23 protein-coding genes are annotated in these 26,582 nt (G+C 74.8%); 16 read left to right on the forward strand and 7 right to left on the reverse strand.

Going from position 1 to position 26,582, the window contains the following annotated elements; translation table 11 throughout:
• Positions 1–21: 21 nt before the first annotated feature.
• The 3 genes from ABTX81_RS17805 to ybiA form a co-directional block, all read right to left on the reverse strand.
• The gene (locus tag ABTX81_RS17805) at positions 22–1,263 is read right to left on the reverse strand and encodes a hypothetical protein (protein WP_350546274.1); all 1,242 of its coding nucleotides are present in this window, start codon (positions 1,261–1,263) and stop codon (positions 22–24) included.
• Between the two features lie 68 nt (positions 1,264–1,331).
• A complete protein-coding gene (locus ABTX81_RS17810; protein ID WP_350546276.1) occupies positions 1,332–1,556 on the reverse strand; it encodes a hypothetical protein in 225 nt (74 codons plus the stop codon).
• A gap of 63 nt (positions 1,557–1,619) precedes the next feature.
• Complete coding sequence (ybiA, locus tag ABTX81_RS17815) at positions 1,620–2,237, reverse strand: riboflavin biosynthesis intermediates N-glycosidase (protein WP_350546278.1); 618 nt, start codon at positions 2,235–2,237, stop codon at positions 1,620–1,622.
• A gap of 205 nt (positions 2,238–2,442) precedes the next feature.
• Here ybiA and ABTX81_RS17820 point away from each other — a divergent pair, with 205 nt between their 5' ends.
• From ABTX81_RS17820 to ABTX81_RS17835, 4 genes are all read left to right on the forward strand, one after another.
• Positions 2,443–4,812 (forward strand): DUF7927 domain-containing protein, encoded by a 2,370-nt coding sequence (locus tag ABTX81_RS17820; protein WP_350546280.1) that lies wholly within the window; start codon positions 2,443–2,445, stop codon positions 4,810–4,812.
• 85 nt (positions 4,813–4,897) lie between these two features.
• A complete protein-coding gene (locus ABTX81_RS17825; protein WP_350546282.1) occupies positions 4,898–5,326 on the forward strand; it encodes a VOC family protein in 429 nt (142 codons plus the stop codon).
• Between the two features lie 227 nt (positions 5,327–5,553).
• Complete coding sequence (locus ABTX81_RS17830; protein ID WP_350546285.1) at positions 5,554–6,093, forward strand: RNA polymerase sigma factor; 540 nt, start codon at positions 5,554–5,556, stop codon at positions 6,091–6,093.
• Entirely contained in the window at positions 6,093–6,359 is a 267-nt protein-coding gene (locus ABTX81_RS17835) for a hypothetical protein (RefSeq protein WP_350546287.1), read from the forward strand. Before ABTX81_RS17830 ends, ABTX81_RS17835 begins: the two co-directional genes overlap by 1 nt.
• 69 nt (positions 6,360–6,428) lie before the next feature.
• Here ABTX81_RS17835 and ABTX81_RS17840 read toward each other — a convergent pair whose 3' ends face one another.
• A complete protein-coding gene (locus ABTX81_RS17840; RefSeq protein WP_502892797.1) occupies positions 6,429–7,895 on the reverse strand; it encodes an MFS transporter in 1,467 nt (488 codons plus the stop codon).
• A gap of 100 nt (positions 7,896–7,995) precedes the next feature.
• On the opposite strand from ABTX81_RS17840, the gene ABTX81_RS17845 reads away from it, so the two are divergent.
• Positions 7,996–8,907 carry a helix-turn-helix transcriptional regulator gene (locus ABTX81_RS17845; RefSeq protein WP_350546290.1) on the forward strand — a complete coding sequence of 304 codons (912 nt, stop codon included), beginning with the start codon at positions 7,996–7,998 and terminating at the stop codon, positions 8,905–8,907.
• A 425-nt stretch (positions 8,908–9,332) separates the two neighbouring features.
• On the opposite strand, the gene ABTX81_RS17850 is transcribed toward ABTX81_RS17845, so the two are convergent.
• Complete coding sequence (locus ABTX81_RS17850; RefSeq protein ID WP_350546293.1) at positions 9,333–10,004, reverse strand: hypothetical protein; 672 nt, start codon at positions 10,002–10,004, stop codon at positions 9,333–9,335.
• Positions 10,005–10,138: 134 nt separating this feature from the next.
• Between ABTX81_RS17850 and ABTX81_RS17855 the strand changes: the two genes are divergently transcribed.
• From ABTX81_RS17855 to ABTX81_RS17885, 7 genes are all read left to right on the forward strand, one after another.
• The gene (locus ABTX81_RS17855) at positions 10,139–11,368 is read left to right on the forward strand and encodes a sensor histidine kinase (RefSeq protein ID WP_350546295.1); all 1,230 of its coding nucleotides are present in this window, start codon (positions 10,139–10,141) and stop codon (positions 11,366–11,368) included.
• Positions 11,356–12,000 (forward strand): response regulator, encoded by a 645-nt coding sequence (locus ABTX81_RS17860; protein WP_350546298.1) that lies wholly within the window; start codon positions 11,356–11,358, stop codon positions 11,998–12,000. Before ABTX81_RS17855 ends, ABTX81_RS17860 begins: the two co-directional genes overlap by 13 nt.
• Positions 12,001–12,002: 2 nt before the next feature.
• Positions 12,003–12,857, forward strand: coding sequence for a DUF4097 family beta strand repeat-containing protein (locus ABTX81_RS17865; protein ID WP_350546301.1), 855 nt, complete (start codon positions 12,003–12,005; stop codon positions 12,855–12,857).
• Between the two features lie 291 nt (positions 12,858–13,148).
• Complete coding sequence (gene dusB, locus ABTX81_RS17870) at positions 13,149–14,222, forward strand: tRNA dihydrouridine synthase DusB (RefSeq protein WP_350546672.1); 1,074 nt, start codon at positions 13,149–13,151, stop codon at positions 14,220–14,222.
• A 564-nt stretch (positions 14,223–14,786) separates the two neighbouring features.
• Positions 14,787–17,495 (forward strand): pyruvate, phosphate dikinase, encoded by a 2,709-nt coding sequence (ppdK, locus tag ABTX81_RS17875; protein WP_350546304.1) that lies wholly within the window; start codon positions 14,787–14,789, stop codon positions 17,493–17,495.
• Between the two features lie 225 nt (positions 17,496–17,720).
• Positions 17,721–18,263: a ribonuclease domain-containing protein gene (locus ABTX81_RS17880; RefSeq protein WP_350546308.1), complete on the forward strand. Its 543-nt coding sequence runs from the start codon at positions 17,721–17,723 to the stop codon at positions 18,261–18,263.
• A 620-nt stretch (positions 18,264–18,883) separates the two neighbouring features.
• On the forward strand, positions 18,884–19,198 hold the full coding sequence (locus ABTX81_RS17885) for a hypothetical protein (RefSeq protein WP_350546312.1): 315 nt from the start codon (positions 18,884–18,886) through the stop codon (positions 19,196–19,198).
• Here ABTX81_RS17885 and ABTX81_RS17890 read toward each other — a convergent pair.
• Positions 19,176–20,177, reverse strand: coding sequence for a putative endonuclease domain-containing protein (locus ABTX81_RS17890; protein WP_350546315.1), 1,002 nt, complete (start codon positions 20,175–20,177; stop codon positions 19,176–19,178). The genes ABTX81_RS17885 and ABTX81_RS17890 overlap by 23 nt on opposite strands.
• A gap of 111 nt (positions 20,178–20,288) precedes the next feature.
• On the opposite strand from ABTX81_RS17890, the gene ABTX81_RS17895 reads away from it, so the two are divergent.
• Positions 20,289–21,548 (forward strand): ADP-ribosylglycohydrolase family protein, encoded by a 1,260-nt coding sequence (locus ABTX81_RS17895; RefSeq protein WP_350546318.1) that lies wholly within the window; start codon positions 20,289–20,291, stop codon positions 21,546–21,548.
• Between the two features lie 67 nt (positions 21,549–21,615).
• Here the strand turns inward: ABTX81_RS17895 and ABTX81_RS17900 are convergent, their stop codons facing one another.
• Positions 21,616–22,344, reverse strand: a complete 729-nt coding sequence (locus ABTX81_RS17900; RefSeq protein ID WP_350546322.1) for a GNAT family N-acetyltransferase — start codon at positions 22,342–22,344, stop codon at positions 21,616–21,618.
• Between the two features lie 705 nt (positions 22,345–23,049).
• On the opposite strand from ABTX81_RS17900, the gene ABTX81_RS17905 reads away from it, so the two are divergent.
• From ABTX81_RS17905 to ABTX81_RS17915, 3 genes are all read left to right on the forward strand, one after another.
• Positions 23,050–23,994 carry a proteasome assembly chaperone family protein gene (locus tag ABTX81_RS17905; RefSeq protein WP_350546325.1) on the forward strand — a complete coding sequence of 315 codons (945 nt, stop codon included), beginning with the start codon at positions 23,050–23,052 and terminating at the stop codon, positions 23,992–23,994.
• A 132-nt stretch (positions 23,995–24,126) separates the two neighbouring features.
• Complete coding sequence (locus ABTX81_RS17910; RefSeq protein WP_350546329.1) at positions 24,127–25,137, forward strand: SGNH/GDSL hydrolase family protein; 1,011 nt, start codon at positions 24,127–24,129, stop codon at positions 25,135–25,137.
• 115 nt (positions 25,138–25,252) lie between these two features.
• On the forward strand, positions 25,253–26,578 hold the full coding sequence (locus ABTX81_RS17915) for a deoxyguanosinetriphosphate triphosphohydrolase (protein ID WP_350546332.1): 1,326 nt from the start codon (positions 25,253–25,255) through the stop codon (positions 26,576–26,578).
• Positions 26,579–26,582 lie beyond the last annotated feature (4 nt).

Here is a 26,582-nt window from a genome sequence, read left to right on the forward strand (position 1 = left end):
TCCCCTGCCGTCGGCCACGCCCTAGCGGCGGCCCCAGCGGGAGCGCCGGCGGGCGGCGGGGGTGGTCGGCAGGCCGGCCGTGCGGAGGGTGGCGAGCGTGGTGCGGTGGCGTGCGGGGTCGTCCAGCAGCGGTGTGAGCAGCGCCTCGTAGAGGTCCGGGCGGCCGGCCAGCGCGGCGGCCAGCCGGACCAGTTCGGCCGGCGGGCGCAGCGACGGCAGCTCGCCCAGCAGCAGGGTGGGCAGCGGCGGGGCCATGGTGACGGCGAGCGCGGAGAGGTCCCCGGTGGACCGGCCGGCCGCCTGGCGCAGCAGGGTCCGGGCGTCGGCGACACGGTCCGCCCGGTAGAGCCCGGTGGCCAGCGCGGCCAGTTCGGCGGTCGGCGCGGAGCCCCACTCCCAGAGCAGGGTGGCGCCGTCGGCGTGCTGCCCGGCCCGCTCAAGGGCGTCCAGCAGTGCGGGCAGGGCGGCGGCCGGGCAGGAGCGCAGCGCGTGGAACAGGTCGCCGGCCTCCTCGGCGAGCCCGGCCTGGCGCAGCTCGGCGAGGGTGGTGGCGGCGTGCTGGGGGCCGGCGTGGACGGCGCTGCGGGCGAGGCGGACGGAGGCGCCGGCCGGGCCGCGCCGGGCGAGCAGGGCGGCCAGCTGGGCGGTGTCGTGCGGCGTGAGGTGCTCGGCGCCCTGGTCCAGGACGTCGGCGGCCTCGTCGGGGGAGGCCCGGCGGCAGAGGACGGTGATCCGCTCGGCGAGCGCGGCCAGTTCGCCGGGGGAGCGCCGGCGGGGCGGGGTGGGGGGCGCCTGCTGCTCGGCGGGGGGCTGCCCGCCGTCGGGCGCGCCGCTGCCGCCGCCCTCGCTCCCGTGCGAGCTCCCGCTGTCGTCGGTGGGCGGATCGGACGGCGGGTTGGACGGCGGGCCGGACGGGGCGTCGCCGGGCGTGCCGGTGGGCTGGCGCGGGATCCACCGGCGCGGTGCGGGCTGCCGCAAGCGCTCCTCCAGTGCCTTCAGCCGGTCGCTCAGTTCCAGGCAGCGGGCGCCCAGGCCCTCGCGCAGCGTCCGCGCCTGGGTCAGCTGCCGCAGCAGCTCCCCGTCCGCCGGCTGCCGTTCGGGCAGCGCCCGCAGCGCCTCGGCGAGGCGCCGCTCGCGTTGGCCCGCGTACTGCCGGGCACGGAGTAACTCGTCGAGCTGTGCTCTGAGTTCGAGAGCCGCCTGCTCGCTCTCACTGCTGCCCGCAACCGGGGTGAGGGGCTGTTCCGTGTGCCGTGTACGCATGATCACCGCAACCTGTCCAACTCGGCCCTGACGGCAAGACATCCTCGCGTCGGAATACGGCGTTGGCGTTACGGCAGTGCGTCCACTGGCTTGCGAGTGGTGTCCAGGAGCGCGCAGAGCGCGAGGGTGGTGAGCAACCCGGCGCACGTGCCCCGCAGGAGCGCCGCCTCGTCGTGGGCGTCGGTGGCCCAGTGGACCGCCGCCCAGGCCGCGCAGGCGCCGGCGGCGGCGGCGGGCACGAGCGGGAGCAGGCGCCGCCCGCCGGTGCGCGGCGCGGCGGCGCCGAGCACCACCAGGCCGCTCGCGGCGGCGAGTTCCGGCGTCCCGAAGCTCCCCGCGTACCGCGGCGACGGTGCTCACCCGGCGGTGGTCCCGGTGGCGGTGGTGGTGCCGGCCGCCGCCAGCCGGGTGCGGGCCTCCATGAGGGCGAAGCCGAGCAGGTTCTCGCCGCGCCACTCGGCGGGGCGCCGGGCGCGTTCGTCGTCGGCGCCGAGGCCGATGCCCCAGATCCGGTCGAGCGGGCTGGCCTCCACGAGAACCCGCTGACGCGTGGACAGCAGGTGGGCGCGCAGCTCCCCGTGACCGCCGAACTTGGCCATGTTGCCCCGGACGACCAGCTCGAACCGCCCGGCGGTCCAGGTCGCGTCGTCGAAGTCCCGGACCTGGCGGCCGAGCTTCTTCGCCTCGGCGGGGCTCGCCGCCGCGAGGATCCGGGCGAGCGTCCGGTCGTCCCCGAACATCCGGGCCTTGCCCGCCATCATCCAGTGCTCGGCGGTCGCGTACTCGACGCCGTCGACGGTGAACGGGTGCCCGGGCCACCACTGGCTCAGCACCCCGGGACCGAGCGATCCGTCACGCTGCTGCTGATGCCCCCAGAACATCAGCCACTTGGGCTCCGCACCGGCCGCCACGGCGGCGGTCAGCGCGGCGCGGTCGCGGGTGTCGACGGGGTCGATCGTGCGTTCGTCGCTCATATCGTCATGCTGACACAAAGGGGTCCGAGGCGGCCAATGGGTTTTCCCGGACTGCCGTTTGGCGGTCCCGACGAGAACTGTTGAGGGATGAACAAGGGAATGTGACATATCATTGCGCCCGGTCGAATCCGGACGTATCGTCACGATTCCTCCGGGAGAGAAGCCCTCACCCTCCCGTACCCTCGAACATCCTCTGGAGTCCCCCATGAGAGACCGCATACCACCCGCCACCGGCGGGCAACGCCCGGCGCCCGCACACCGGTCCCGGCGCCTGCCCGGTCGGACGGTCCTCGGGGCTCTCGCCGCCTCGGCGCTCGTGCTCGCCCCGGCCGTGGCGCTCACCGCCCCGTCGGCGTCCGCCGCGCCGGCCACGACGGCTGACGCGGCCTCGGGCAAGGCCCAGGCGGGCAAGGCGGCTCGTGGGCTCGGCACCCAGCGGCCGATCGGACCCGACCCGACGGTGGACCTGCTGGCGCACGGCAACCTCACCATGGCGTCCAACTCCGTGCTGACCTGTGACGACAGTGACGGCTCGGCGTGCAACGACACCGAGGGCACCAACAACGGCCGCACCAAGTACGTGAAGAGCGATCCGAGCGCGCCCGGGGACAACGCGTCCTCGGCGCAGCTGGTGATCCCGGCCGGGGCCCAGGTGCTGTCGGCCCGGCTGTACTGGCAGTTCAACCCGACCAACACCAGCACCGCGGGCGGCACCTCCGGGGACATCGACAAGGGCAACCAGGTGTCCTGGAAGGTTCCGGGCAGCTCCTCCTACGAGCGGCTCACCGCCGACACCTACGACTGGTTCGACCAGCAGGTCGGCGGCACCCCGCCGGAGCCGCTGCTGGCCGGGGCGGGCGTGAAGGACGTCACCGCCCAGGTGAAGGCCGCGGGCCCGGGCAGCTACACCGTCGCGGACCTCCAGGCGTGCGCCGGGCGTTCCTCCGCGCAGAACTTCGGCGGCAACAACGTCGGCTGCTGGGGCGGCTGGTCGCTGGTGGTGGCCTACGAGAAGCCGTCGGAGCCGCTGCGCTACCTCCAGGTCTGGGACGGGTTCCAGCTGCTGCGCAGCCCCGACAACCTGGCGACGCTCACCCTCTCCGGCATCCACACGCCCGCCACGGCCCCGCCGGCCACCATGGGTGTCACCATCGGTGACGGTGACGCGCCGATCGCCGGTGACCAGCTGCTCGTCGGTTCCTCGACCGACGACCTGACGCTGCTGCCGATGCCCGGCCCCGCCGGTGCCGCCACCGACAACGCCTTCGCCGGCCGGATCGACCACGTCGCGGCGGACGGGACCGGCAGCAACCTCACCACCCGTGACCCCGCGCCGGTCAACAACTACGGCTACGACGCCCGGATGATCGACGTCACCGGCAAGATCCCCGCCAACAGCACCCAGGCCGTGCTCCGGATCAACGGCGCCGGCGACGCGCTGCACCCGCAGGCCGTCTGGCTCGCCGTCGACGCCCTCGAACCGGATCTGCAGATCACCAAGGCCAACCAGCCGGCCGGCTCCACCACGAACAACCCGCCCGGCAACGTCGACCCCGGCGCCGAGATCACCTACACCTTCAAGGTCGCCAACCGGCACAAGGACGGCAGCACCGCCGACCTCGACAAGGCCACCGGCGTCACCCTGACCGACGAACTGCCCGCCGGCACCAGCTACGTCGACGGCTCCGGCCCCGGCTGCACCGCCGCCGGGCGCAAGGTCACCTGCCTCGCCGCCGACCTCGCGCCGGGCGCCGAGACCACCGTCTCCTTCCGCGCCCGGGTCGACGCCGGCCTCGCGCCGGGCACCAAGCTCGACAACACCTCGTCGCTCTCCTACCGCGGCGCCCAGACCGGCCGCGACCAGCAGCGCACCAGCAACACCGTGCGCAACACCGTCGCCGAGCACGCCGGCTACCGGCTCGCCAAGACCGCCGACAAGGCCCAGGCCCTGCCCGGCGACACCGTGACCTACCAGGTGGACATCACCAACACCGGTAACGCGCCGCTCACCGGGCTGACCGTCACCGACGACCTCTCGGCCGTCCTGGACGACGCCGCGTACAACGGTGACGCCAAGGCCACCGCCGGCAAGGCGTCCTACGCCCAGCCGGTGCTCAGCTGGACCGGCGACCTGCCGGTCGGCGGCAGCGCCCGGGTGACGTACACGGTGAAGGTGAAGGACCCGGCCGCCGGGGACCACACGCTGCGCAACACCGTCGTGGCCGACCGGCCCGGCGGCAACTGCCCGGCCGGTTCGACGGCGGGGGAGTGCACGGCCACGGTGACGGTCACCACGTCCTCGCCGTCCCCCACGTCCTCCCCGACCGCGTCCCCGTCCGCCACCTCCTCCGCGTCCCCCGAGCCGACCGGATCGCCCTCGTCCGCGTCCTCGCCGACCGTGAGCGGTAGCCCGAGCTCCCACCCGCAGCCCACCGGCACGCCGGAGCAGCCGGGCGGCGGCAACCTCGCCTCGACGGGCAGCCAGGTCGTGCTGATCGGCGGCATCGGTCTCGCCGTGATCCTCGGCGGCGCGGCCATGGTCGTCGCCTCCCGCCGTCGGAGCCACCGGCACTGACGTGCCCTGAGCCGGAAATGAAGGCGGTCCCACCGCGGTTGTCGGTGGGACCGCCTTTCCCTTTCCGCCTCGCCGAGGAGCCGACGTGTCCCAGCCGTCCGACCGGACCCCCGCCGTCCGCGAACTCCGCCTGGTCGTCACCGCCGCCGACTACGAGCAGGCGCTGCACTTCTACCGCGACGTCCTCGGCCTCCCCGAACGCGGTGCCTTCACCTCCCCCGACGGCCGGGTCACCATCCTCGAAGCCGGCCGTGCCACCCTGGAGATCGCCGACCCGAACCACGCCGGCTTCATCGACGAGGTGGAGGTCGGCCGCCGTGTCGCCGGCCACCTCCGCGTCGCCTTCCAGGTCGACGACGCCACCGCCACCACCGCCCGCCTCTCCGCCGCCGGCGCCGAAGTCCTCGCCGAACCCGTCCGCACCCCCTGGAACTCCCTCAACTCCCGCCTCGAAGCCCCCGGCTCCCTCCAGCTGACCCTCTTCACCGAACTGGGCGCCCCGGCCGCAGAGTGACCGCGGAGTGACCGCGGTGGACCTCGCGGACGCGTTCCGGGTGTGCGCGAGGAGAACGGCAGCGGCCGGGGTGAATCCTTCTCGGGGTCGCCGCCTCTTATAGGCGGCTTCGGCGAGGGCCGGGGCGGACGAGGAGGCAGTGACGATGGTGTGGGTGGCTGTGGCGGTCGGCGCGGCGTTGATCGTGACCTGCAGTGTGACCGTGCTGCGGAAGTGGCGGCGGCGGCGTGGCTGAGGTGCGGGAGTGGCCGGGGAGTTCGGTGGTGGCCGCGGCGCAGGACGGTGATGTGGAGGCGATCGCCGCGTTGGTGTCGGGGGCGCACCCGCACGTGCAGCGGTTCGCGCGCTCGCTGTGCGCCACGCCGGAGGACGCCGAGGACGCAGCGCAGGAGGCGCTGATCATCCTGTACCGCAAGATCGGGATGCTGCGGGCGACCGGGGCGCTCGGCTCGTGGATGTTCCGGATCGTGCGGAACGAGTGCCTGCGGCGGGCGCGGCTGCTGCTGCGGGAGCGTCCGGTGGGCGCGGAGGCGCGGTACCGGTCGGCCGAGGACGAGGTGCTGGGGCGGCTGGAGGCCGGCCGGGTCGCCGAGGCGATCGCCGCGCTGCCGGAGGACCAGCGGCGGGTGCTGATCATGCGGGACGTGCAGGGGCTCAGCGGGCGGATGGTCGCGGACCTGCTGGGGCTCAGCACGGCCGCCATGAAGTCGCGGCTGCACCGGGCGCGGGCGGCGGTCCGGGCGGTCACCGCCGGTGGGGAGTGCTGATGGCGGCGGAGTCGGGGTACGCCAGCCGGACGCTGGCCGGGCATCTCGTGCGGGGCGGGGTGGGGTTCGGGGCGTCGGCGGGGGCGTTGGCGCTGCTGCCGTTCGTCGGGCCGGTGGCGCTGCTCCTGCTGCCGGTGGGGCTGCTCGCCTTCCGCGGGTGTCCGACGTGCTGGGTGATCGGGCTGATGGAGACCGTGTCGCGGGGGCGGCTGCAGCGCGAGTGCGTCGACGGGCGGTGCGAGCTGCGGAAGGCCGAAGGGGCGTAGCCGCGCCGCGGCCACCCACCACGGGGGAGTGGGTGGCCGCGGCGCGGCCGGGGGACCCGGGCCCGGCCGTCACCCGATGGAGCGGGGGAGTCGGGTCGTCAGGTAGAAGACGGTGAACGAGCCCAGGAGCTGGATGCCCAGGCAGAGGGCGAGCGCGTGGGCCATGCCCAGCGTCGGCGAGAGGGCCAGGTACAGGGAGCCCAGGGTGGCGACGCCCAGGGCGAGGCTGGACTGCTGGCTGGTGGCGAGCACGCCGCTGCCGACGCCCGCCCGGGCGGCCGGCACCTTGGAGAGGACGACCCGGAACAGCGGGGTGCCGATCAGTCCCTGGCCGATGCCGGCGAGGGCGACGCCCGGCACCATCCGCAGCGGGGAGAAACCGTCCGGGTCGGCGAGCACGGTGACCGCCAGGGTGGCCAGGCCGGTGGCCTGGACGGCGGCGCCGGCGGTGAGGACCCGGCTGCCGAAGCGGCCGATCAGGCGGGGGCCGGAGAGGGAGGCGGTGAAGTAGCCGACGGCCATCGGGACCAGCGCCCAGCCGGCCGCGACCGGACCGAGGTGCAGGCCCTGCTGGAGGGCGACCGCGATGACGAACATGAAACCGCCGAAGCCGCCGAAGTAGGGCAGGGCGATGCCGAGGCCGCGCCGCATCTCGGGGATGCGCAGCAGGGTGGGCGGCACCAGCGGGGTGTCACCGCGGCGCTCGGCCCGGCGTTCGACCAGGGCGAAGGCGGTGGCGAGCACGGGGAACAGCGCCAGCAGCAGCCAGGACCAGAGCGGCCAGCCGGCGGCGCGGCCCTCCATCAGCGGGACGAGCAGGGCGAGCAGGGCGGCGGTGAGCAGGACGGTGCCCGCGATGTCGACCTTGGTGGCCTGTTCGGCGCGGCTCTCCGGGACGAAGCGCAGCGCGAGCACCAGGGCCAGCAGGGCGAACGGGACGTTCAGCAGGAAGACCGAGCGCCAGCCGCTGCCGAAGAGGTCGGCGGCGACCAGCATCCCGCCGAGCACCTGGCCGATGACCACCGAGATGCCGCCGACCGCGCCGTAGACGGAGAGCGCGCGACCGCGCCGGGCGCCCTGGGTGGCGGCGGTGATGGTGCCGAGGACCTGCGGGATCAGCAGCGCGGCCGAGGCGCCCTGGGCGGCCCGGGCGGCGACCAGGGACCAGGCGTCGGGGGCGAGCCCGCAGGCGAGCGAGGTGACGGCGAAGGCGGCGGCCCCGGCGACGAACAGGCGGCGGCGGCCGAGGATGTCGCCCAGCCGGCCGCCGAGGACCAGCAGGACGGCGAAGGCGATGCCGTACCCGGCGGCGACCAGCTCCAGCACGGCGGGGCCGGCGGCGAGGTCCTGGTCGATGGTCGGCAGCGCGACGTTGACGATGAAGAAGTCGAGCATCGGGAGGAACGCCCCGAGCAGGACGGTGACCAGTCCGGCGGTGCCGAGGGAGGGGCCGGGCGAGGAGCCGGGGAGCGGCGAGGAGAGGGCGGCTGGGGCAGCGGGGGCGAGGGGCCTGGTGGCGGTCAGGTGCTGGGTCACGGTCCTACGATCCGCCGCGCCGCACCCTGGTACCAGAGTGTTCTTATCCGGGTATAAGAAGTACCTGGAAACAGGATGCCGAGTGGCGCATCCTGGTGGAATGAGTCTGACCACCGTCACGGCAAGCACCGGCCGAGCGCCCGTCGATCCGCGGCGCCAGCAGCTGTCGGCGTTCCTCCGCAGCCGCCGGGAGCGGATCACCCCCGAGCAGGTGGGGCTGCCGATGACCGGCCGGCGGCGCACGCCGGGGCTGCGCCGCGAGGAGGTGGCGCAGCTCGCCGCCGTCGGGGTGACCTGGTACACGTGGTTGGAGCAGGGGCGCGAGATCCAGGTGTCCGTGCAGGTGTTGGACGCGGTGGCGCGCGCCCTGCTGCTCGACCCGAGCGAGCGGGCCCATCTGTTCACGCTGGCCGGGGCGGAGGACCCGACGCCGGTGCGGGAGTGCCCGACGGTCACACCGGGGGTCCGGCTGACGCTGGACCGGATGGCGCCCTACCCGGCCGCGGTGATCAACTCCCGCTACGACGTGCTGGCGTACAACGCGCAGTACACCGGGATCGTCGGCGATCTGGAGGCGCTGCCGCCCGAGGACCGCAATCTGATGTGGCTGGCGTTCACCCCCTCGCGCTTCCGTGAGGTGCTGGTCGACCACGAGGACGAGCGCGAGGTCATGGTGGCCCGGTTCCGCTCCGGGATGGGCGAGCACGGGGGCGAGCCCGCCTGGCGGACGCTGCTCTGCCGGCTGCGCAAGGCCTCCCCGGTGTTCGACGAGGCCTGGCAGCGGCACGACGTGCTGCGGCCGGGCAACGGGTTGAAGCGTTTCCTCCTGCCGGAGGTGGGGCTGCTGCGCTTCGAGTACACCAGCTTCTGGCTGGGCCCGTCCCAGGGCCCGCGGATGGTGGTCTACACCCCGAAGGACGAGGAGAGCGCCGCGCTGCTGACCCGGCTGCCCACCCGGCTGCCGTCGCCGGCCGGTGCCGCGGCGGCGGACGGGGCGGTGCCGGCCCGCTGAGGGCCGCGCGGCGCGGGACAGGACGCGGGCCGGATCCCGGGACAGCCCGTAGGCCTGGGCGCGGGTCAGGCCGAGCGCCAGGCAGAGCGCGGCGAGCGGGAGTTCGACGCAGCCCGCCATCATCAGCGCGGCGAGCGTCTCGGCGCCCGGGCCCGCGGTGGCGATGTCGGCCAGCGCGTCGGCCGCGAGCAGCAGGGCGACCGCGGTGGCCGGTGCGACGGCGCCCGGGTGGCGGTGGCGCAGCACGGCGTCCAGCCGGAGCAGGGCGGTGAACTCGCACAGGTCGAGGACGACCCACGCCGTCTCGCCGGACGCCGCGAGCAGCGCCACCCAGGGCAGCAGCGCGAAGGCGGCGAAGGCGGGCACCCGCGAGGCGAGCGGGGTGAACCGGGCGAGCGGCGGGCGCACGGGCGGGACGGCGGTGCTCATCGGGCACCCCCGGTCCCCGGTGCGACGGTGCGGACGGCGTGGGTGGTGCGGGCGGTGCGGACCCGGGTCAGCGGGGACCGCTCGCACCCGGCCCCGCCGGCCGCCTCGACGAGCACGCCGTCGAAGACGCCCTCGGCCCACGCGAGCCAGAACTCCCCGGCGACGGTGACCACTTCGCCCGCCGCGACCACCGGCGCGGGCCGCCCCGGCAGCCGGAGCAGCCGCCCGCCGGTGAACCCGACGGCCGGGACGCCGCCGCCGTGCGGCAGCCGCCCCCAGGCGAGCCCGTGCCGGGGCCGGCGGCGCCCGCCCGCACCGGCACCGGCCCAGGCGCGGGCGCCGCGCAGCAGACCGCGGTCGAGCCGGGCCTCGACCAGCACGTCCACCAGCTCGCCGTGCTCGTACACCTCCAGGGCCGCCCGCCGCCCGCGGCCGCCCGGCACGCAGCGCACCGACCACGGCCCGGCCGGGGCGCCGGGCACGCCGGACCCGTCGGACACGGCCGGCCCGACCGGCAGCCGGCCCTCGCCCGCGGCGGCCGACGCGGCCAGGTCGACCAGGCCGGCCAGGTCGGCGGGTGCGACCGCGGCGGCGGACGCGGCGCGGGCGGTGCCGTGGGCCGGGCGCCCGTGCGGCGGGGTGGCGGAGTGCGATGCGGTCGTCGTCATGCCGTCAAGACTCGTCGTCGCGAGCGGCGTTGTCGGTAGTGCGCCGATCCGAATCGGGGGTGTACCTGGCTTCACCATTTCTCGGCAGCCCCCTTCATGGTGACGCTTGATCACCTCGCTCTAGGCTGTCCGCCATGCCCTCCACGACGCAGCGCCGCACACCCGCCGGGAGCGCCGTCCGGCCCCCGTGGTCGGCGGCGGTCTGGCGGGACACCCGTTTCCTCGCCGCCGGGATCCCGCTCTCCCTGCCCGCCTGGCTGATCGTCCTCGCCCCCGAGTTCACGCTGGCCCTCGTGGGCACGATCCTGCTCTCCGTCCGCCTGCTCACCGCCGCCCAGCGCGGCCGGCTGCGCGCCCTGCGCGGGGTGGAGATCCCGCCGCTGCTGCGCTCCGCCCGCACGCCCGCCGGCATACTGACCGCGCTGCGCACCGGCGTCAGCTGGCGCCAGGTCGGCTACCACCTGGTGGTCGGACCGCTGGTCGCGGCCGCCTCGACGGTCGTCGTGTACGGGTGGGGCGCGGCCGCGATGGGCTCCACGATCTTCGGCTGGTCCTGGCTGATGCCCCCCACCTCCCCGGTCCGCGACCAGTGGTCCAAGCTGGACATCCCGGTCACCGTCGGCGGCGCGCTGCTGCTCGTGGTGCTGCCCACGACGGTCGGCCTGCTGGCCCGGCTGGACGAGGTGCTCGCGGTGCGGCTGCTCGGACCCGGCCGCACCGCGGAGCTGGAGCACCGGATCGAGGAGGTGGTCGAGAGCCGGGCCGGCCTGGTCGACGCGGTGGACGCCGAGCGCCGCCGGATCGAGCGCGACCTGCACGACGGCGCCCAGCAGCGGCTCACCTCGCTCGCCATGAACCTCGGCCTGGCCCGCCGCACCCTCAAGGACGTGCCGCCCGCGGCGATGCAGGTGATCGTCGAGGCGCACGAGGAGGCCCAGGCGGCCATCGACGAGCTGCGCGACCTGGTCCGCGGCCTGCACCCGGCCGTCCTGGAGGACCGCGGCCTCGACGCGGCGCTCTCCGGCATCGCGGCCCGCGCCCCGCTGCCGGTCCGGCTGGACGTCGAGCTGGCCGAGCGGATAGCGCCGACCGTCGAGGCGGTCGCCTACTTCACCGTCTCCGAGGCGCTGACCAACGTCGCCAAGCACGCCCGGGCCTCCCGGGCGGACATCTCGGTGCGCACGGCCGGCGGCCGGCTGCGCCTGGTCGTCAGCGACGACGGCGTGGGCGGGGCGGACGCCTCGCGCGGTTCCGGCCTGACCGGACTGCGCCAGCGCACCGCCTCGGTCGACGGGTCCCTGTCCGTGCTCAGCCCCGCCGGGGGCCCGACCACCATCACCGTGGAGTTGCCGTGCGTGCTGTGATCGCCGAGGACTCGGTCCTGCTCAGGGTCGGCCTGGTCAAGGTCCTGGAGGCGGTGGGCTACGAGGTGGCCGCCGCCGTCGGGGACGCCGAGGAACTGCTCGCCGCGGTGGGCGAGCACCGTCCCCAGGTGGTGGTGGCGGATGTCCGGATGCCGCCGGGCTTCACGGACGAGGGCGTGCGGGCCGCGCTGGTGATCCGCCGGCAGTGGCCGGAGGTGGCGGTGCTGCTGCTCTCCCAGTACGTGGAGGAGCGGTACGCCGCGGACCTGCTGACCAGCAACACCAGCGGGGTCGGCTACCTGCTCAAGCAGCGGGTGGCCAATGTCGACGACTTCGTGGACGCGCTGCAGCGGGTCGCCGAGGGCGGCACCGCGCTGGACCCGGAGGTGGTGGCCCAGCTGCTGGTGCGCCGCCACCGTGATCCGCTGGAGCGGCTGACCCCGCGCGAGCGGGACGTGCTCGCCCTGATGGCGGAGGGCCGATCCAACGCCGCGATCGCCGCCGCCCTGGTGGTCAGCGACAGCGCGGTGGCCAAGCACATCAACTCGATCTTCGCCAAGCTCGACCTGCCGCCCGCCGACGAGAGCCACCGGCGGGTGCTGGCGGTGCTGCGCTTCCTGGAGGTGGGATGAGGATGACGACGGCCACCGGCCCCCAGGGCCCGGCCGCCGCCGGGGAGCGGGCGCCGGGGCCCGGCCGCCGCGGCCACCGGGCCTGGCGGGTGTTCGGCACGCTCGCGCTCACCGTGACGCTGGTCCTCGGCGCCGTGCAGACCTGGGCGATCGCGGTGCAGCAGCGCACCCGCTCGGAGATGTCCTACCCGGTCGCGGTGACCGGGGTGCGGCTGGACACCGGCAACGCCACCGTGCGGATCCGCCCGGGGCGGCAGGGCCAGGTGGTGGTCCGCCAGTACCTGAACTGGATGGTCAGGATGCCGGTCGTCTCGGCGCTCTTCGAGCAGGACCGGCTCGACGTCCGGATGCGCTGTGCCCAGGTGGTGCCGATCAGCGACCTCGGCTGCGGCGCGGTGATCGAGCTGGACGTGCCGCCCGGGGTCTCGGTCACCGGCAAGCTGTCCAACGGGAGCATCGACGTGGCCGGTGTGGCGGGGGAGATCAATCTGATCTCCACCTCGGGGGAGGTCGCGCTGACCGATGTGTCCGGTCCGGTGACCGTGCGCACCACCTCGGGCTCCGTCCGGGGGCGCCGTCTCAGCTCCCCGAGCGTCAACGCCGCCGCGACCTCGGGATATCTGGAGCTGGGCTTCGCCTCGGCCCCGCAGGTGGTGGACATCGGGATGACCTCCGGGTCGGTGGTGCTGGGCCTGCCCCGGGGGTCCCGCTACGACTTCGACGGCGGGGCGTCCCCGCGGGTGCGCGGCAGTATCGACACGACGCTGGCCGACCGCTCCAGTCCGAACAAGATCAGGGTCTCGGTCAGCTCCGGCTCGGTGTCGGTCTTCGCGAAGGACGCCTCCACCGACGACTGACCCCGACGGGGAGCGGCCGACCGCCGGCCCCGGGGTGAGGGCCCCGGACGGCTCGGCCGGGTGGGGGACAATGAAGAGTCCCCCACCCGCCGTCCCCGAGGTCAGCCGCGCATGACAGTCCCGCCCGCACCCACCGAGCCGAGCACGGCGACCGCCACCGGCACCGCGACCGCCACCGGCACCGCGACCGGCCCCGCCGGCGGAGGCGCCACCGCCACCTCCGCCGCCGCCGAGTTCGCGCCGCTGTCCATCGGCCCGCTGCAGGTCTGGCCGCCGGTCGTGCTGGCGCCGATGGCCGGCATCACCAACGCGCCGTTCCGCACCCTGTGCCGCGAGCAGAGCGGCGGTAAGGGCCTCTACGTCTCCGAGATGATCACCACCCGGGCCCTGGTCGAGCGCAACGCCAAGACGATGCAGCTGATCAGGTTCGACCCGAGCGAGAAGCCGCGCTCGATCCAGCTGTACGGGGTGGACCCGGTCACCGTCGGCAAGGCGGCCCGGATGATCGCGGACGAGGGCCTCGCCGACCACATCGACCTCAACTTCGGCTGCCCCGTCCCCAAGGTGACCCGCAAGGGCGGCGGCTCGGCGCTGCCGTACAAGCGCAATCTGCTGCGCGAGATCCTGCGCGAGGCGGTGGCCAACGCCGGCGACCTGCCGGTCACCATGAAGATGCGCAAGGGCATCGACGACGACCACCTCACCTACCTGGACGCCGGCCGGATCGGCGCCGAGGAGGGCGTCTCCGCGATCGCCCTGCACGGCCGCACCGCCGCCCAGCACTACGGCGGCACCGCCGACTGGTCGGCGATCGCCCGGCTGCGCGAGTCCGTCCCGGACGGGATCCCGGTGCTCGGCAACGGGGACATCTGGTCGGCCGACGACGCGGTGCGGATGATGCGCGAGACCGGCTGCGACGGCGTGGTGGTCGGCCGCGGCTGCCTGGGGCGGCCCTGGCTGTTCAAGGACCTGGTGGCGATCTTCGAGGGCGAGGTGGACTACGCCCGCCCGACCTTCGCCGACGTGGCACGGGCGATGGTCCGGCACGCGCAGCTGCTCGGCGAGTGGCTGGGCGACGAGGCCCGCGGCGTGATCGACTTCCGCAAGCACGTCGCCTGGTACACCAAGGGCTTCTCGGTGGGCTCGGAGCTGCGGGTGAGGCTGGCCAACTCCTCCTCGCTCGCCGAACTGGCCGAAACCCTGACCCTGGTGGAGCAGTCCCAGGCCTGGCCGGCCGGCGCCGACGGTCCGCGCGGACGGACCAGCGGCAACAACCGGGTCGTCCTGCCGGAAGGCTGGTTGGACGATCCGTACGACTGTGCCCGACCGGGCGAGGATGCCGAATCGGACATCTCCGGCGGCTGATGTATCCGAAGCGGCCAAAACGGCCCCTCGGGGCCGACTGCCACTCCGGCCCAGCCCTCTTAGCCGATCTGGCCAAGAGGGCTCCTTTCTGGCAGTCCGACATCACGGAGCGGACACATTTCTGGACGCAGTGCGACGAAGAGCGGAGGAGGCCTACGCCCGAACCGTGAGATGCGCTCGTGACGCTGGCCACATACCCTGGCGGTCGGAGGTGACCGACAGGACGAAATGAACAAGTCGGGGGCGGATCGCTTCCCGAAGGGGAGCGGCGGCGGATCGGGCACTCAGGGTGCAGGAAATCAAGCCGGTTCGTCAGGCCGGAGCATCCGCGACTACCGAGCGTTCCGGTTATGTGATCTTCCGGTTTCGCCGCCTTCAAGACTTGAACGCTCGCTAGCGTCAGCCGGACGATTTCACCACCAGAGGTGAACGCCATTCAGTGCATTCGATCTAGCGGGTTACTTGCCGATCCTGACGACGTACGCCCTATTGGCGGCGCGGAAGCGCCTTCGAAATGGGTATGTTCTCCGGCGTCAGGGCAACCGTGTGCGAGGAGACCGACCCGTGGCGTCCCAGCAGAAGTTTGTTTACTCCTTCACTGAAGGAAACAAGGACCTCAAGGATCTTCTTGGCGGTAAGGGCGCGAACCTGGCCGAGATGACCAACCTGGGCCTCCCGGTCCCCCCGGGGTTCACCATCACCACCGAGGCCTGCAAGGTCTTCCTGGAGACCGGCAGCGAGCCCACCTCGCTGCACGAGGAGATCAGCGCCCATCTGGACGCCCTCGAACAGGAGATGGGCAAGAAGCTCGGCCAGGCCGACAACCCGCTGCTCGTCTCGGTGCGCTCGGGCGCCAAGTTCTCCATGCCCGGCATGATGGACACCGTCCTGAACATCGGCCTCTCCGACGCCTCGGTGGCCGGTCTGGCCGCGCAGTCCGGCAACGAGCGCTTCGCCTGGGACTCCTACCGCCGCCTGGTCCAGATGTTCGGCAAGACCGTGCTGGGCGTCGACGGCGAGCTGTTCGAGGAGGCCCTGGACGAGGCCAAGCACGCCAAGGGCACCGTCAACGACCTCGACCTGGACGCCGAGGACCTGAAGCGGCTGGTCGAGGTGTTCAAGGGCATCGTCGAGCGCGAGACCGGCCGGGCCTTCCCGCAGGAGCCGCGCGAGCAGATGGACCTCGCCATCCACGCCGTCTTCCACTCCTGGAACGGCGACCGCGCCCGGCTCTACCGCCGCCAGGAGCGCATCCCGAACGACCTGGGCACCGCGGTCAACGTCTGCACCATGGTCTTCGGCAACCTCGGCGAGGACTCCGGCACCGGTGTCGCCTTCACCCGTGACCCCTCCACCGGCACCCAGGGCGTCTACGGCGACTACCTGTCCAACGCCCAGGGCGAGGACGTCGTCGCCGGCATCCGCAACACCCTGCCGCTGTCCGAGCTGGAGAAGCTCGACAAGAAGTCGTACGACGAGCTGATGACGATCATGCAGACGCTCGAGAACCACTACCGCGACCTCTGCGACATCGAGTTCACCATCGAGCGCGGCAAGCTCTGGATGCTCCAGACCCGCGTCGGCAAGCGCACCGCCGCGGCCGCCTTCCGGATCGCCGTCCAGCTGGTCGACCAGGGCCTGATCGACCTGGACGAGGCCCTGATGCGGGTCACCGGCGGCCAGCTCTCCCAGCTGATGTTCCCGCGCTTCGCCCCGAACGCCGAGTCCAAGCAGATCGCCTGGGGCCTCGCCGCCTCGCCCGGCGCCGCGATCGGCAAGATCGTCTTCGACTCCTACACCGCGGTGAAGTGGTCGCGCTCCGGCGAGAAGGTCATCCTGGTCCGCCGCGAGACCAACCCGGACGACCTGGACGGCATGATCGCCGCCGAGGGCATCCTCACCTCGCGCGGCGGCAAGACCTCGCACGCCGCCGTCGTCGCTCGCGGCATGGGCAAGACCTGTGTCTGCGGCGCCGAGGAGCTCGAGGTCGACACCAAGCGCCGCCGGATGACCACCGCCGACGGCCTGGTGCTGGAGGAGGGCGACATCGTCTCGATCGACGGTGCGACCGGCAAGGTCTACCTCGGCGAGGTACCCGTGCTGCCCTCCCCGGTGGTCGAGTACTTCGAGGGCACCCTGCACGCCGGCGCCGACGTCCAGGGCGGCCTGGTCCAGGCCGTGCACCGGCTGATGTCGCACGCCGACGGCCGCCGCCGGCTCGCCGTGCGCGCCAACGCCGACAACGCCGAGGACGGCTCGCGCGCCCGCCGCTACGGCGCCCAGGGCATCGGCCTGTGCCGCACCGAGCACATGTTCCTCGGCGAGGAGCGCCGCAAGGAGGTCGAGCACCTGATCCTCGCGGACAACGACAAGGACCGCGAGCAGGCGCTCTCCACCCTGCTGCCGATGCAGAAGGGCGACTTCGTCGAGCTCTTCCAGGCGCTGGACGGCCTGCCCGTCACCGTCCGCCTGCTCGACCCGCCGCTGCACGAGTTCCTGCCGGACATCACCGAGCTGTCGGTGCGCGTCGCCCTCGCCGAGGCCCGCAAGGACCCGAACGAGAACGACCTGCGTCTGCTCCAGGCGGTGCACAAGCTGCACGAGCAGAACCCGATGCTCGGCCTGCGCGGCGTGCGCCTCGGCCTGGTCATCCCCGGCCTGTTCGGCATGCAGGTCCGCGCCATCGCCGAGGCCGCCGCCGAGCGCAAGCTGGCCGGCGGGGACCCGCGTCCCGAGGTGATGATCCCGCTCGTCGGCACCGTCCAGGAGCTGGAGCTGGTCCGCGACGAGTGCGAGCGCGTGCTCGCCGAGGTCGCCCACTCCACCGGCGTCCAGCTGGACATCAAGCTGGGCACCATGATCGAGCTGCCCCGCGCCGCCGTGACGGCCGGCCAGATCGCCGAGGCCGCCGAGTTCTTCTCCTTCGGCACCAACGACCTCACCCAGACGGTCTGGGGCTTCTCCCGCGACGACGTCGAGGCCTCCTTCTTCACCGCCTACCTGGAGAAGGGCATCTTCGGGGTCTCGCCGTTCGAGACCATCGACCGCGACGGCGTCGGCTCGCTCGTCCGGCACGCCGTCGAGGCCGGCCGGGCCACCCGCCCCGACCTCAAGCTCGGCGTCTGCGGCGAGCACGGCGGCGACCCGGACTCGGTCCACTTCTTCCACGAGGTGGGGCTGGACTACGTCTCCTGCTCCCCCTTCCGGATCCCGGTGGCGCGCCTTGAGGCCGGCCGCGCCGCCATCGAGTCCGCGGGCAGCGACTCGCGCTGAACGCCGGGGGGCTCTGAGCCCCCCGGCACGGCGCGGTCGCTGACCGTGTCCCCTCCACCGGGGAGGGGCGTACACCGGAGCTCGGCGCAGGAGAACCGGCGTACGTAATGCGGCCGGGGCGGGAACGGACAACGGCGTCCGTACCCGCCCCGGCCGCGCGCGTGTGGCCGCGGCCACATGTGTGGCTGCCCGCACGCGGGGCCGCCGACTGCGAAGCTGGAGCCCATGACCAGCAAGAACCGCCTGTGGACCGTCCTCGCCGTCCTGTTCTGCGTGATCGCCGCCGCAGCCGGCTACGTCGTGTCCGACGGCACCGGCGACGGCACGCCCAAGGCCGCCGCGACCTCCACCGGCCCGGCCGCGGCGACCAGCGCCCCGTCGGCCCCGAAGCCGAGCGATCCCAGGTCCGGCGCGCCCAAGCCGTCCGCCCCGGCCACCCAGCCCCCGGCGGGCGCCGCCACCGGCTGGGTGCCGACCGACCCGGCGATGGCCGACGTCTGCCGCACCACGCTGCCCGGCCAGGCCCTCGACACCCTCGGCCTGATCGCCAAGGGCGGCCCCTACCCCTACCGCTCGGACGGCATCGTCTTCGAGAACCGCGAGAGCCGCCTCCCGCGCAAAACCTCCGGCTACTACCACGAGTTCACCGTGGTCACCCCCGGCTCCGCCGACCGCGGCGCCCGCCGCGTGGTCACCGGCGACTCCGGCGAGCAGTACTGGACCGCCGACCACTACGGCTCCTTCCAGGAGATCGACGCCCGCTGCTGAGCCTCCGAGGCGGGAACGGCCGCCCCGACGGCAGGGCCGCCGTGAAGCCTTCCGCGCGGTCTCTCGGGGGGCAGGGTGCACCGGGCCGTCGCGGCGGTCGCCTTCCCCGGCCTGCCGGCGGGGTGCGGCCCCGAAACGGAGGGTGGCCGGGCCGAGGACGGCCGGGCCCGAGCCGGCGGTCGGGCCGATCACGGCGGAGCCGCTGGACGGCGCCCGGTGGCACTGCCGCTGGACGGTCGCCCGGCGGCCGCCGAGGAGGCCGCCGAGGAGAACGCCGCCGTCCTCCGGGGTACGGGCGGGCGACCCGCACGTGCAGGCGGGCCGAGGGCTTCGCCTACGACCCGGACGAGGTCGCCGAGGCCCCGCCGCGGAGCCCCGCCGGTCCGGACCGCCTCGGGCTGCTCCCGGCCGCCGCCCGGAAGACCGGCTGCCACAAGCTGCCCCGGCCGGCCGGGACCGGCACCCGCGGTTCCCCGGCGGTCGGCGCGGGGGAGCGGAGTGACGCCCACCGGCAGGCGCCGGCCGGCCGCGCGACCCGCCGGGACCGACCGGGGTGCGCCGGGGGGCGAGTGGCGGCTCCTCTGGGTGAAGGCCCACGACCGGACCGCCGCCGGCAGCGGGTGAAGGCCGCACCGTCCGCCTGGCGGTCCTGCACGGCGGGGCTCGGCCACCACTGCTCCGGCCCGGTGCGGGCGAGTCCGGAGGCCCGGCCGGACCCGGTCCCGGACCAGCAGGGGACCGCCGCCGTCGCCGAGACCGCCCGCGAGCCCCGGGCCCGGCTGCTCGGTACCCGGTACACCGTCCGGACGGCCCACCGGCAGCAGCTCACGGCCGGAGCGGCCGCCCTGCAGACGGTCGAGGAGGCCTCGGCGCGGCGCTTGCCGGAGGCCGGCGGACCGCTCGACGAGGAGGTCAGCGGGCCCGGCGCCAGCTGATCCTGGTGTGCGGGCCGTGGGGGCCGGCCGCGAGCAGGACGGCGAGCTCCCGCAGTACGGGCCCCGGGTCGCGGCGCAGCTGGACGGGGGTGGTGCGGACCACCGGCAGGCCGGCGGCGGTCAGCCGGTTGGCGCGGGTCAGGCTCCGCTCGTGGTCGGCCGGGCGCAGGTGCCAGGCCCGGGAGTCGATCTCCAGCGCGACGCAGGCCTGCGGCCAGTAGGCGTCCGGCACGGCCAGGAACCGCCCGTCCAGGAACAGCACCGGGTTCCAGAGCGGCTCGGGCAGCCCGGCGCCGCGCACCGCGTCCCGTGCCTCGCCCTCGACCACCGAGCGCACCCCGGCCGTCAGCTCCTCCACCACCCCGGCCAGCCGGGGCAGCTCGCGGACGTCCGGCCGGGCGAGCAACTGGTCGAGCAGCTCGCCGAGTTCGCAGTGCCGGCGCTGGACGGCCTCGGCGCACAGCGCGCGGAACCGGTGGCGTCCGCTCTCCCGGGGCGCGAGGTCGGCCAGCGCCCGGGCGACCGAGGTGCTCCAGAGGCCGTCGTCGCGCTCGAAACCGCCGGGCATCGGCCCGCCGGCCCGGTGGATCCGCACGAACCCCCGGTCGGCGACCTTGCGCTGAGCGGGGATCAGCACGTCCACCTCGGTGAGGTCGGCCGGGTGCCCGGCCGAGGGGAGCCCGGCGTCGGCGAGCACCGCCGCGCCGGTGAGCAGGACCTGTCCGCCGGGCGGCGCGGCCAGCCCCTTGGGACCCGCGTAGGCGAGGGCGGCCCGCAGCCGCTGGTGCGCCGTCAGCCGCCCGGTCTGCAGGCAGATCACCCGGGGCAGCACCCGCTGCCACGGCCCGCCGGGCCGCAGCCGGTGCGCGATGGTGCCGGACGGCACGCCGAGCCCGCGCAGCTGGGCGCGGGTGGCGATGTGCTGCTGGTCGGCGCCGAGCAGCAGCAGCGGGTCGACGAGGGAGCTGGCGCTGGTCATGCCGGGGTGGTTCCCGCCCGGATCGGCGGTATGCGGAACATCGCCCGCCGGGGGACCGGCCGGTCAAACCGGGTTGACGCGGGGGCGGTGCGGAGGGTGGGCTTGCCCGCGATGACGACTCCTCACACCGGCCCCGCGTCCGACGCGCTCGACGGCCTCTCCGTGGGCGACGCCCTCGGCGCCCAGTTCTTCGTCCCCGCCACCGCCCGTGCCCACCTCGCGGCCCGTACCGCCCCGCCCGGCCCCTGGCCGTGGACCGACGACACCGAGATGGCCTGCTCGGTGTACGCCGCGCACACCGAGCGCGGCGGGATCGACGTGTTCGACCTCACCCACGCCTTCGCCCGCCGGCACGACTTCGACCGCGGCTACGGCCCGTCCGCCAACCGCCTGCTGCGGCTGATCCGGGAGGGCGGTGACGCGAAGGCGCTGGCCGCCGGGCTGTTCGACGGCCGGGGATCGTACGGCAACGGCGCCGCGATGCGGGTCGCCCCGCTCGGCGCGGCGTACGCGGACGACCCGGGTGCGGTGGTCGGGCCGGCCGCCGACACCGCGCTGATCACGCACACCCACCCGCAGGCGGTGGACGGCGCGATCGCCGTCGCGGTGGCCGCGGCGTACGCGGTGCGGGCCCGCACCGAGAGCATGACGCCCAGGAGCTTCCTGGAGCCGGTGCGGGACCTCACTCCGCTCGGGGCGGTACGTGACGGCCTGACCGAGGCGATCGCCCTGCTCGCCGAGCCGGACCTCGCGGTCGCGGCCCGGATCCTCGGCAACGGCAGCCGGACCAGCGCCGCCGACACCGTCCCGTACGCGCTCTGGTGCGCGGCCCGCCGGCTCACCGACTACCCGGCGGCGGTCTGGGAGGCCGTGTCCGCCGGCGGGGACGCCGACACCGTCGCCGCGATCACCGGCGGCGTGGTCGCCGCCCGCACCGGGACGGCCGGCATCCCCGCCGCCTGGCTGGCCGCCCGCGAGCCGCTGCCCGGCTGGGCGTTCGCCGAGCCGGGCAGCGTCGCGAGCGGGGCGGGCCGCGAGTACCTGAAGCCGCTCCGGCTGCCGCGCCCGTGCCCCGTCCCGGACGTGGTCTGGAGCGAGGAGCAGTGGCAGCGGATCCGCTACGGCCTGCGGTCGAGGGTGATGGAGCAGAAGTGGGAGTCCTACACCGCTGACGGTGTGCTCCACCTGCACCGCAGCTGGACCGGCCACGGGATCTGGGCGGTCCGGGTGGCACCCGTGCCGGGCGGCGGCTGGCGCCCGGTGTCGGCCGTGGTGGAGACCCACTCCGGGTATGTCGCGCCCCCGGGGCTCCAACCGGACATGCTCCGTCAGATCCTCGGCGTGGCCGCCGCGGGCTACGAGTACGGCTGACCGCCGTGCCCGCCGCCCGCCGGCCACGGCGGACGGCGGGCCCCGGGCGGTGAGCGGACCGGGACGGTCAGGCCGTGATCAGGTGCCCGGCACCGCCGCCGTGTCTAAGGCACTCCTGGTTGATCGCCGGATCCGGGGCGCTCGGCGAGGTGGCGGCGGCGATCCGCAGCTCGATGATGTCCCGGACGGCCGGCCACTCGCTGTCCAGGATCGAGTAGAACGCGGTCGACCGCACCACCCCGTCCAGCCCGCGCGAGTGCGCCCGGCGGACGCCCTCGGAGGTCGCGCCGAGCCGCTCGATGGCGGTGCGCGAGCGCAGGTTGCGGGCGTCGGCGCGCAGCGAGATCCGCTGCACGCCCCACGCCTCGAAGGCGTGCCGGAGCATCAGCAGCTTGGCCTCGGTGTTGATGCCGGTGCCCTGGGCGCGCGGCGACAGCCAGGTGTTGCCGATCTCGGCGGCGTCCGGCACCGCGGTGTCCGGATCGCCGAACGGCACGCCCGGCGCCGGGGGCCAGACCAGCGGCCCCTGCCAGTAGTCGAGTTCCAGGAACCGGGTGGACCCCACCACCCGGCCGTCGGCCTGGTTCACCGTGGCGAACGGCAGCGACCGGCCCGCGGCCTGGTCGGCCAGCGCGCGGGAGATGTACTCCCGGGCCGCTTCCAGGCCGTGCGGGACGGGGGTGAAGGCGTAGGTCGTACGGTCCTCGGCGCCGGCCTCGGCGATGGCCTCGGCGTGGTGCGCGGCGAGGGGCTCCAGCCGCACGGTGCGGCCGGTGAGGATGACAGGTACGGGCACGGAACCTTCGGTCCTTCATCGGTCGGAGGGCGCTGGCCCGTGCCGGGGTGCGGTGCGGGCCAGCGATGACGGTTTTCGCCCCGTCCCGGAGTGCGCCCACCGGTGCCCGCGCACGCCGGAGGCCGGTCGAACGGGGTGGGGAGCGACGGCCCGGAGACGGGCAGCGCGGTGCCGGAACGGACACGGGTCCACGGACCGGTCCGGCGGGATGAGCGAGGGGACAGTGTGCGTCCGCGAGATGGCCGAGGAGGAAACGAGTGCGCGAAGGGAAGCAGGCGGCCAGATGAAGGCAAGATGCGTCGTGGGTGGCTGGCCGAGCACCGGTCCGGGACGTGGTCGACGGCGTTACGGACGACGTGACGACGACGCGACGATGCGAGGCAGCGAGAGGACGATACCCGTCAGAAGGCGGTGCGTCACTTCGCGGCACACGAATGGCCCCCGGGGCAGCGTCCGGACGGGCTCCGGGGGCCGTTCGCTCCCCCCTGACCAGGGGCTTCGCAGGCGGGTGCGATCATGGTCCGGCCGGCCCGCGGGAGCCTGCCGAAGGGGCCCGGCAAACGGGCCCGGCGCGCCGGGAATTCCGGCGGCGCCCCGCACGCTGGACGAGGAGAGCCGGGTCATCAGCCCCCGCGCGGGCCGACGCGCGGGCGCAGCGGACGCGGCGAACCGCGACGAGGAAGAGAAACGGGGTGTGGGTGAGCGGTGCGTGATCCCCAGGCGCTGTACGAGCTGGACCAGCAGGGCGTGACCGCCGTGGCCGCCGCGAGGGCCGCGCTGGCGGACACCGGTGCCGGCCTGGTGCTGCTCCACCACTTCGAGGGCTTCATGGACGCCGGCGAGGCGGGTGCCCAGGTGGTCGCCCACCTGCTGGAGACGGGGGCGCCGCAGGTGGTGGCCCGCTTCGACCACGACCGCCTGGTGGACTACCGGGCCCGCCGCCCCGCGATGGTCTTCGACCGCGAGCGCTGGGTGTCCTACGAGCCGCCGGAGATCCTGCTCCAGCTGGTCCACGACACCGCCGGCTCGCCGTTCCTGCTGCTCACCGGCCCCGAGCCGGACGTCGAGTGGGAGCGCTTCGCCGCGGCCGTCGGCGAGCTGGTCGAGCGCTTCGACGTCCGGCTGAGCCTGGACTTCCACGGCATCCCGATGGGCGTGCCGCACACCCGCCCGGTCGGCCTGACGCCGCACGGCAACCGGCTGGACCTCGCGGCCGGCTACCCGCAGTGGTTCGAGCAGGCCCAGGTGCCGGGCAGCGCCCAGGCCCTGCTGGAGTACCGGCTCGCCGAGGCCGGGCACGACGTGCTGGGTTTCGCCGCGCACGTGCCGCACTACGTGGCGCGTTCGCCGTACCCGGCGGCCGCGGTGATGATCCTGGAGGCGGTGCAGTCCGCGACCGGGCTGGTGCTGCCCGGCACGCTGCTGCGCGAGCGGGTCGACGTGGTGTACGCCGACATCGAGGAGCAGCTGGCGCAGGGGGACGGCGAGTTGCGCTCGGCGATCCGCGGCATGGAGGGCCAGTACGACGCGGTGGCCGGCGCCGAGGGCCGGGAGAGCCTGCTGGCCGAGCCGGTGGACCTGCCGTCGGCGGACGAGCTGGGCCGGCGCTTCGAGCAGTTCCTGGCCGAGCACGAGCGCGGGCCGGAGTAACGGCACCGGGGGGACGGGGAATACCCGCCCCGGGCGGGAGCGATCGGGCACGCCCGTCCGTTGGGCACTGCGGTGCCCGGGGGACGGGCCTTCGTAGGAAGAACGCCGACGGCTCCTACCCGGGGGGATCCCGTGCCACTGTCCGTACGCCCGACCGCCGCGCTCACCGGAGCGGTGAGCGCGGGCCTCGCCGCCGTGCTCATCGCCGGCTGCTCCGGTTCCACCGGCGCCGGGACCGTCGCCGCCGCGGCCCCGGACGGCTCCGCACCGCCGAGGGCCGCCGCCGCGGTCACCCCGACGCCCACACCCGCACCGACCGGGCCGTACGTGGCGCTCGGCGACTCCTACACCTCGGGTCTGAAGATCAGCCCGCAGCAGACGGCGGAGCCGAAGGGCTGCTCCCGTTCGGCGGTCAACTACCCGTCCCTGGTGGCCGAGGCGCTCGGGCTGTCCGGGGAGCGGTTCCGCGACGTCAGCTGCAGCGGTGCCCGCACCGGCGACCTGACCGGCGCCCAGAGCACCGAGGGCGGCAGCAACCCGCCGCAGCTGGACGCGCTCACCCCGGCCACCCGCCTGGTGACCCTCGGGATCGGCGGCAACGACGCCGGGTTCATGGACGTCGTCGGCCAGTGCGCCAAGGAGAACCTGGTGGACGCGTTCAGGGGCCTGGTCGGCTCGGACCGCGCCGCCGCGCCGTGCCGCGACTCCTACGCCGCCGCGGACGGCGGCGACCAGGTGCAGAAGCAGGTGGACGCCGCGGGCGACCGGCTCGGCCGGCAGCTGGCGGAGATCAAGCACCGCTCCCCGCAGGCCCGGGTCTACGTGGTCGGCTACCCGTCGCTGCTGCCCGCCGACCCGGCGAGCTGCGTCCCGGTGCTGGGCTCGGCGGTGGCCAGCGGGGACATCGGCTTCCTGATGGAGAAGGAGCGGCAGCTCAACACCATGCTCAAGCGGCGGGCGGAGGCGGCCGGGGCGGTCTTCGTGGACCTCGCCGGGCCCTCGGCCGGCCACGACATGTGCGCCGGGGAGGACGCCCGCTGGGTGGAGCCGCCGTTCCCCGCGCACGGCCTGGCGGCGATCCACCCCAACGCCAAGGGCCAGGAGGGCGCCGCCGAGGCCGTCCTCAAGGCGGTCCGGGGCTGACAGACCCCGAGCGCGCGCGGGCCGGGAGTGCGCCCCAGGGTTCACGCCCCGGCCCGCGCGCCGTCGCGCGCGGCACACTTCCGGTGTCACAGCCGCGGCGTACGGTGAGGGTCATATGGACGACACCGCGCACCGCCTCACCGCCGCCGCCCCGACCTCGACCCCGATCCCGTACGACCGCGCCGCCGAGGCCCGCTGGGTGCCCGAACCGGACAAGCGCCCCGGCCGCACGGCGTTCCAGCGCGACCGCGCCCGTGTGCTCCACTCCGCCGCCCTGCGCCGGCTCGCCGGCACCACCCAGGTGGTCGCCCCGATGCGCAGCGACTTCCCGCGCACCCGGCTGACCCACTCGCTGGAGTGCGCCCAGGTGGGCCGCGAGCTGGGCGCCGCCCTCGGCTGCGACCCCGACCTCGTCGAGACCGCCTGCCTGGCCCACGACATCGGCCACCCGCCGTTCGGCCACACCGGCGAGGAGGCGCTCGACCAGGCCGCCGAGGACTGCGGCGGCTTCGAGGGCAACGCGCAGTCGCTGCGCATCCTGACCCGCCTGGAACCCAAGCGCTTCGCCCCGCAGGACGAGGCCCCCGCCCGGCTGGCCCCCTGGCCGGGCCGCAGCGTCGGCCTCAACCTGACCCGCGCCGCCCTGGACGCCGCCACCAAGTACCCCTGGACGCACGGCGCCCACCCCACCGACCCGGCCTCGCCCAAGTACGGCGTCTACGCCGACGACCTGCCGGTCTTCCGCTGGATGCGGGCCGGCTCCCCGGCCGGGCGCCGGTGCTTCGAGGCCACCGTCATGGACTGGTCCGACGACGTCGCCTACTCCACCCACGACGTCGAGGACGGCCTCCAGGCCGGCCACATCGACCCGGCCGCGCTGCGCGCCCCGGGCGAGCGGGCCGGACTGTTCAAGGTCGCCGAGCGCTACGCCCGGGACGCCGCGCCCGAGGAGCTGGCCGCCGCCCTGGACCGGCTGCTCGCCCAGGAGTGGTGGCCCGACTCCTACGACGGCACCGCCCGCGCCCGCGCCGGGCTCAAGGACCTCACCAGCCAGCTGATCGGCCGGTTCTGCCTGGCCGCCGAGCAGGCCACCCGGGCCCGCTACGGCCCCGGCCGGCTCACCCGGTACGCGGCCGAGCTGGTGGTCCCGCGCGAGGTCCGGCTGGAGTGCGCGGTGCTCAAGGCGGTCGCCGTCCGGTACGTGATGCAGCGCGACGAGCAGGCCCAGCTGCGGGCCCGGCAGCGGATCGTGATCGCCGAGCTGGCCGACGCCCTCGGCCGGCGCGCCCCCGAGGCGCTCGACCCGGTCTTCGCCGCGATGTACCGGGAGGCCGAGGACGACGGGGCCGCCCTGCGCACGGTGATCGACCAGATCGCCACCCTCACCGACGCCTCCGCGCTGGCCCTGCACGCCCGGCTGCTCGGCCCGGGCCGGAGCTGACCCG

Origin of the sequence: Kitasatospora sp. NPDC097605, assembly GCF_040302725.1 — a bacterium.
GTDB lineage: Bacteria > Actinomycetota > Actinomycetes > Streptomycetales > Streptomycetaceae > Kitasatospora.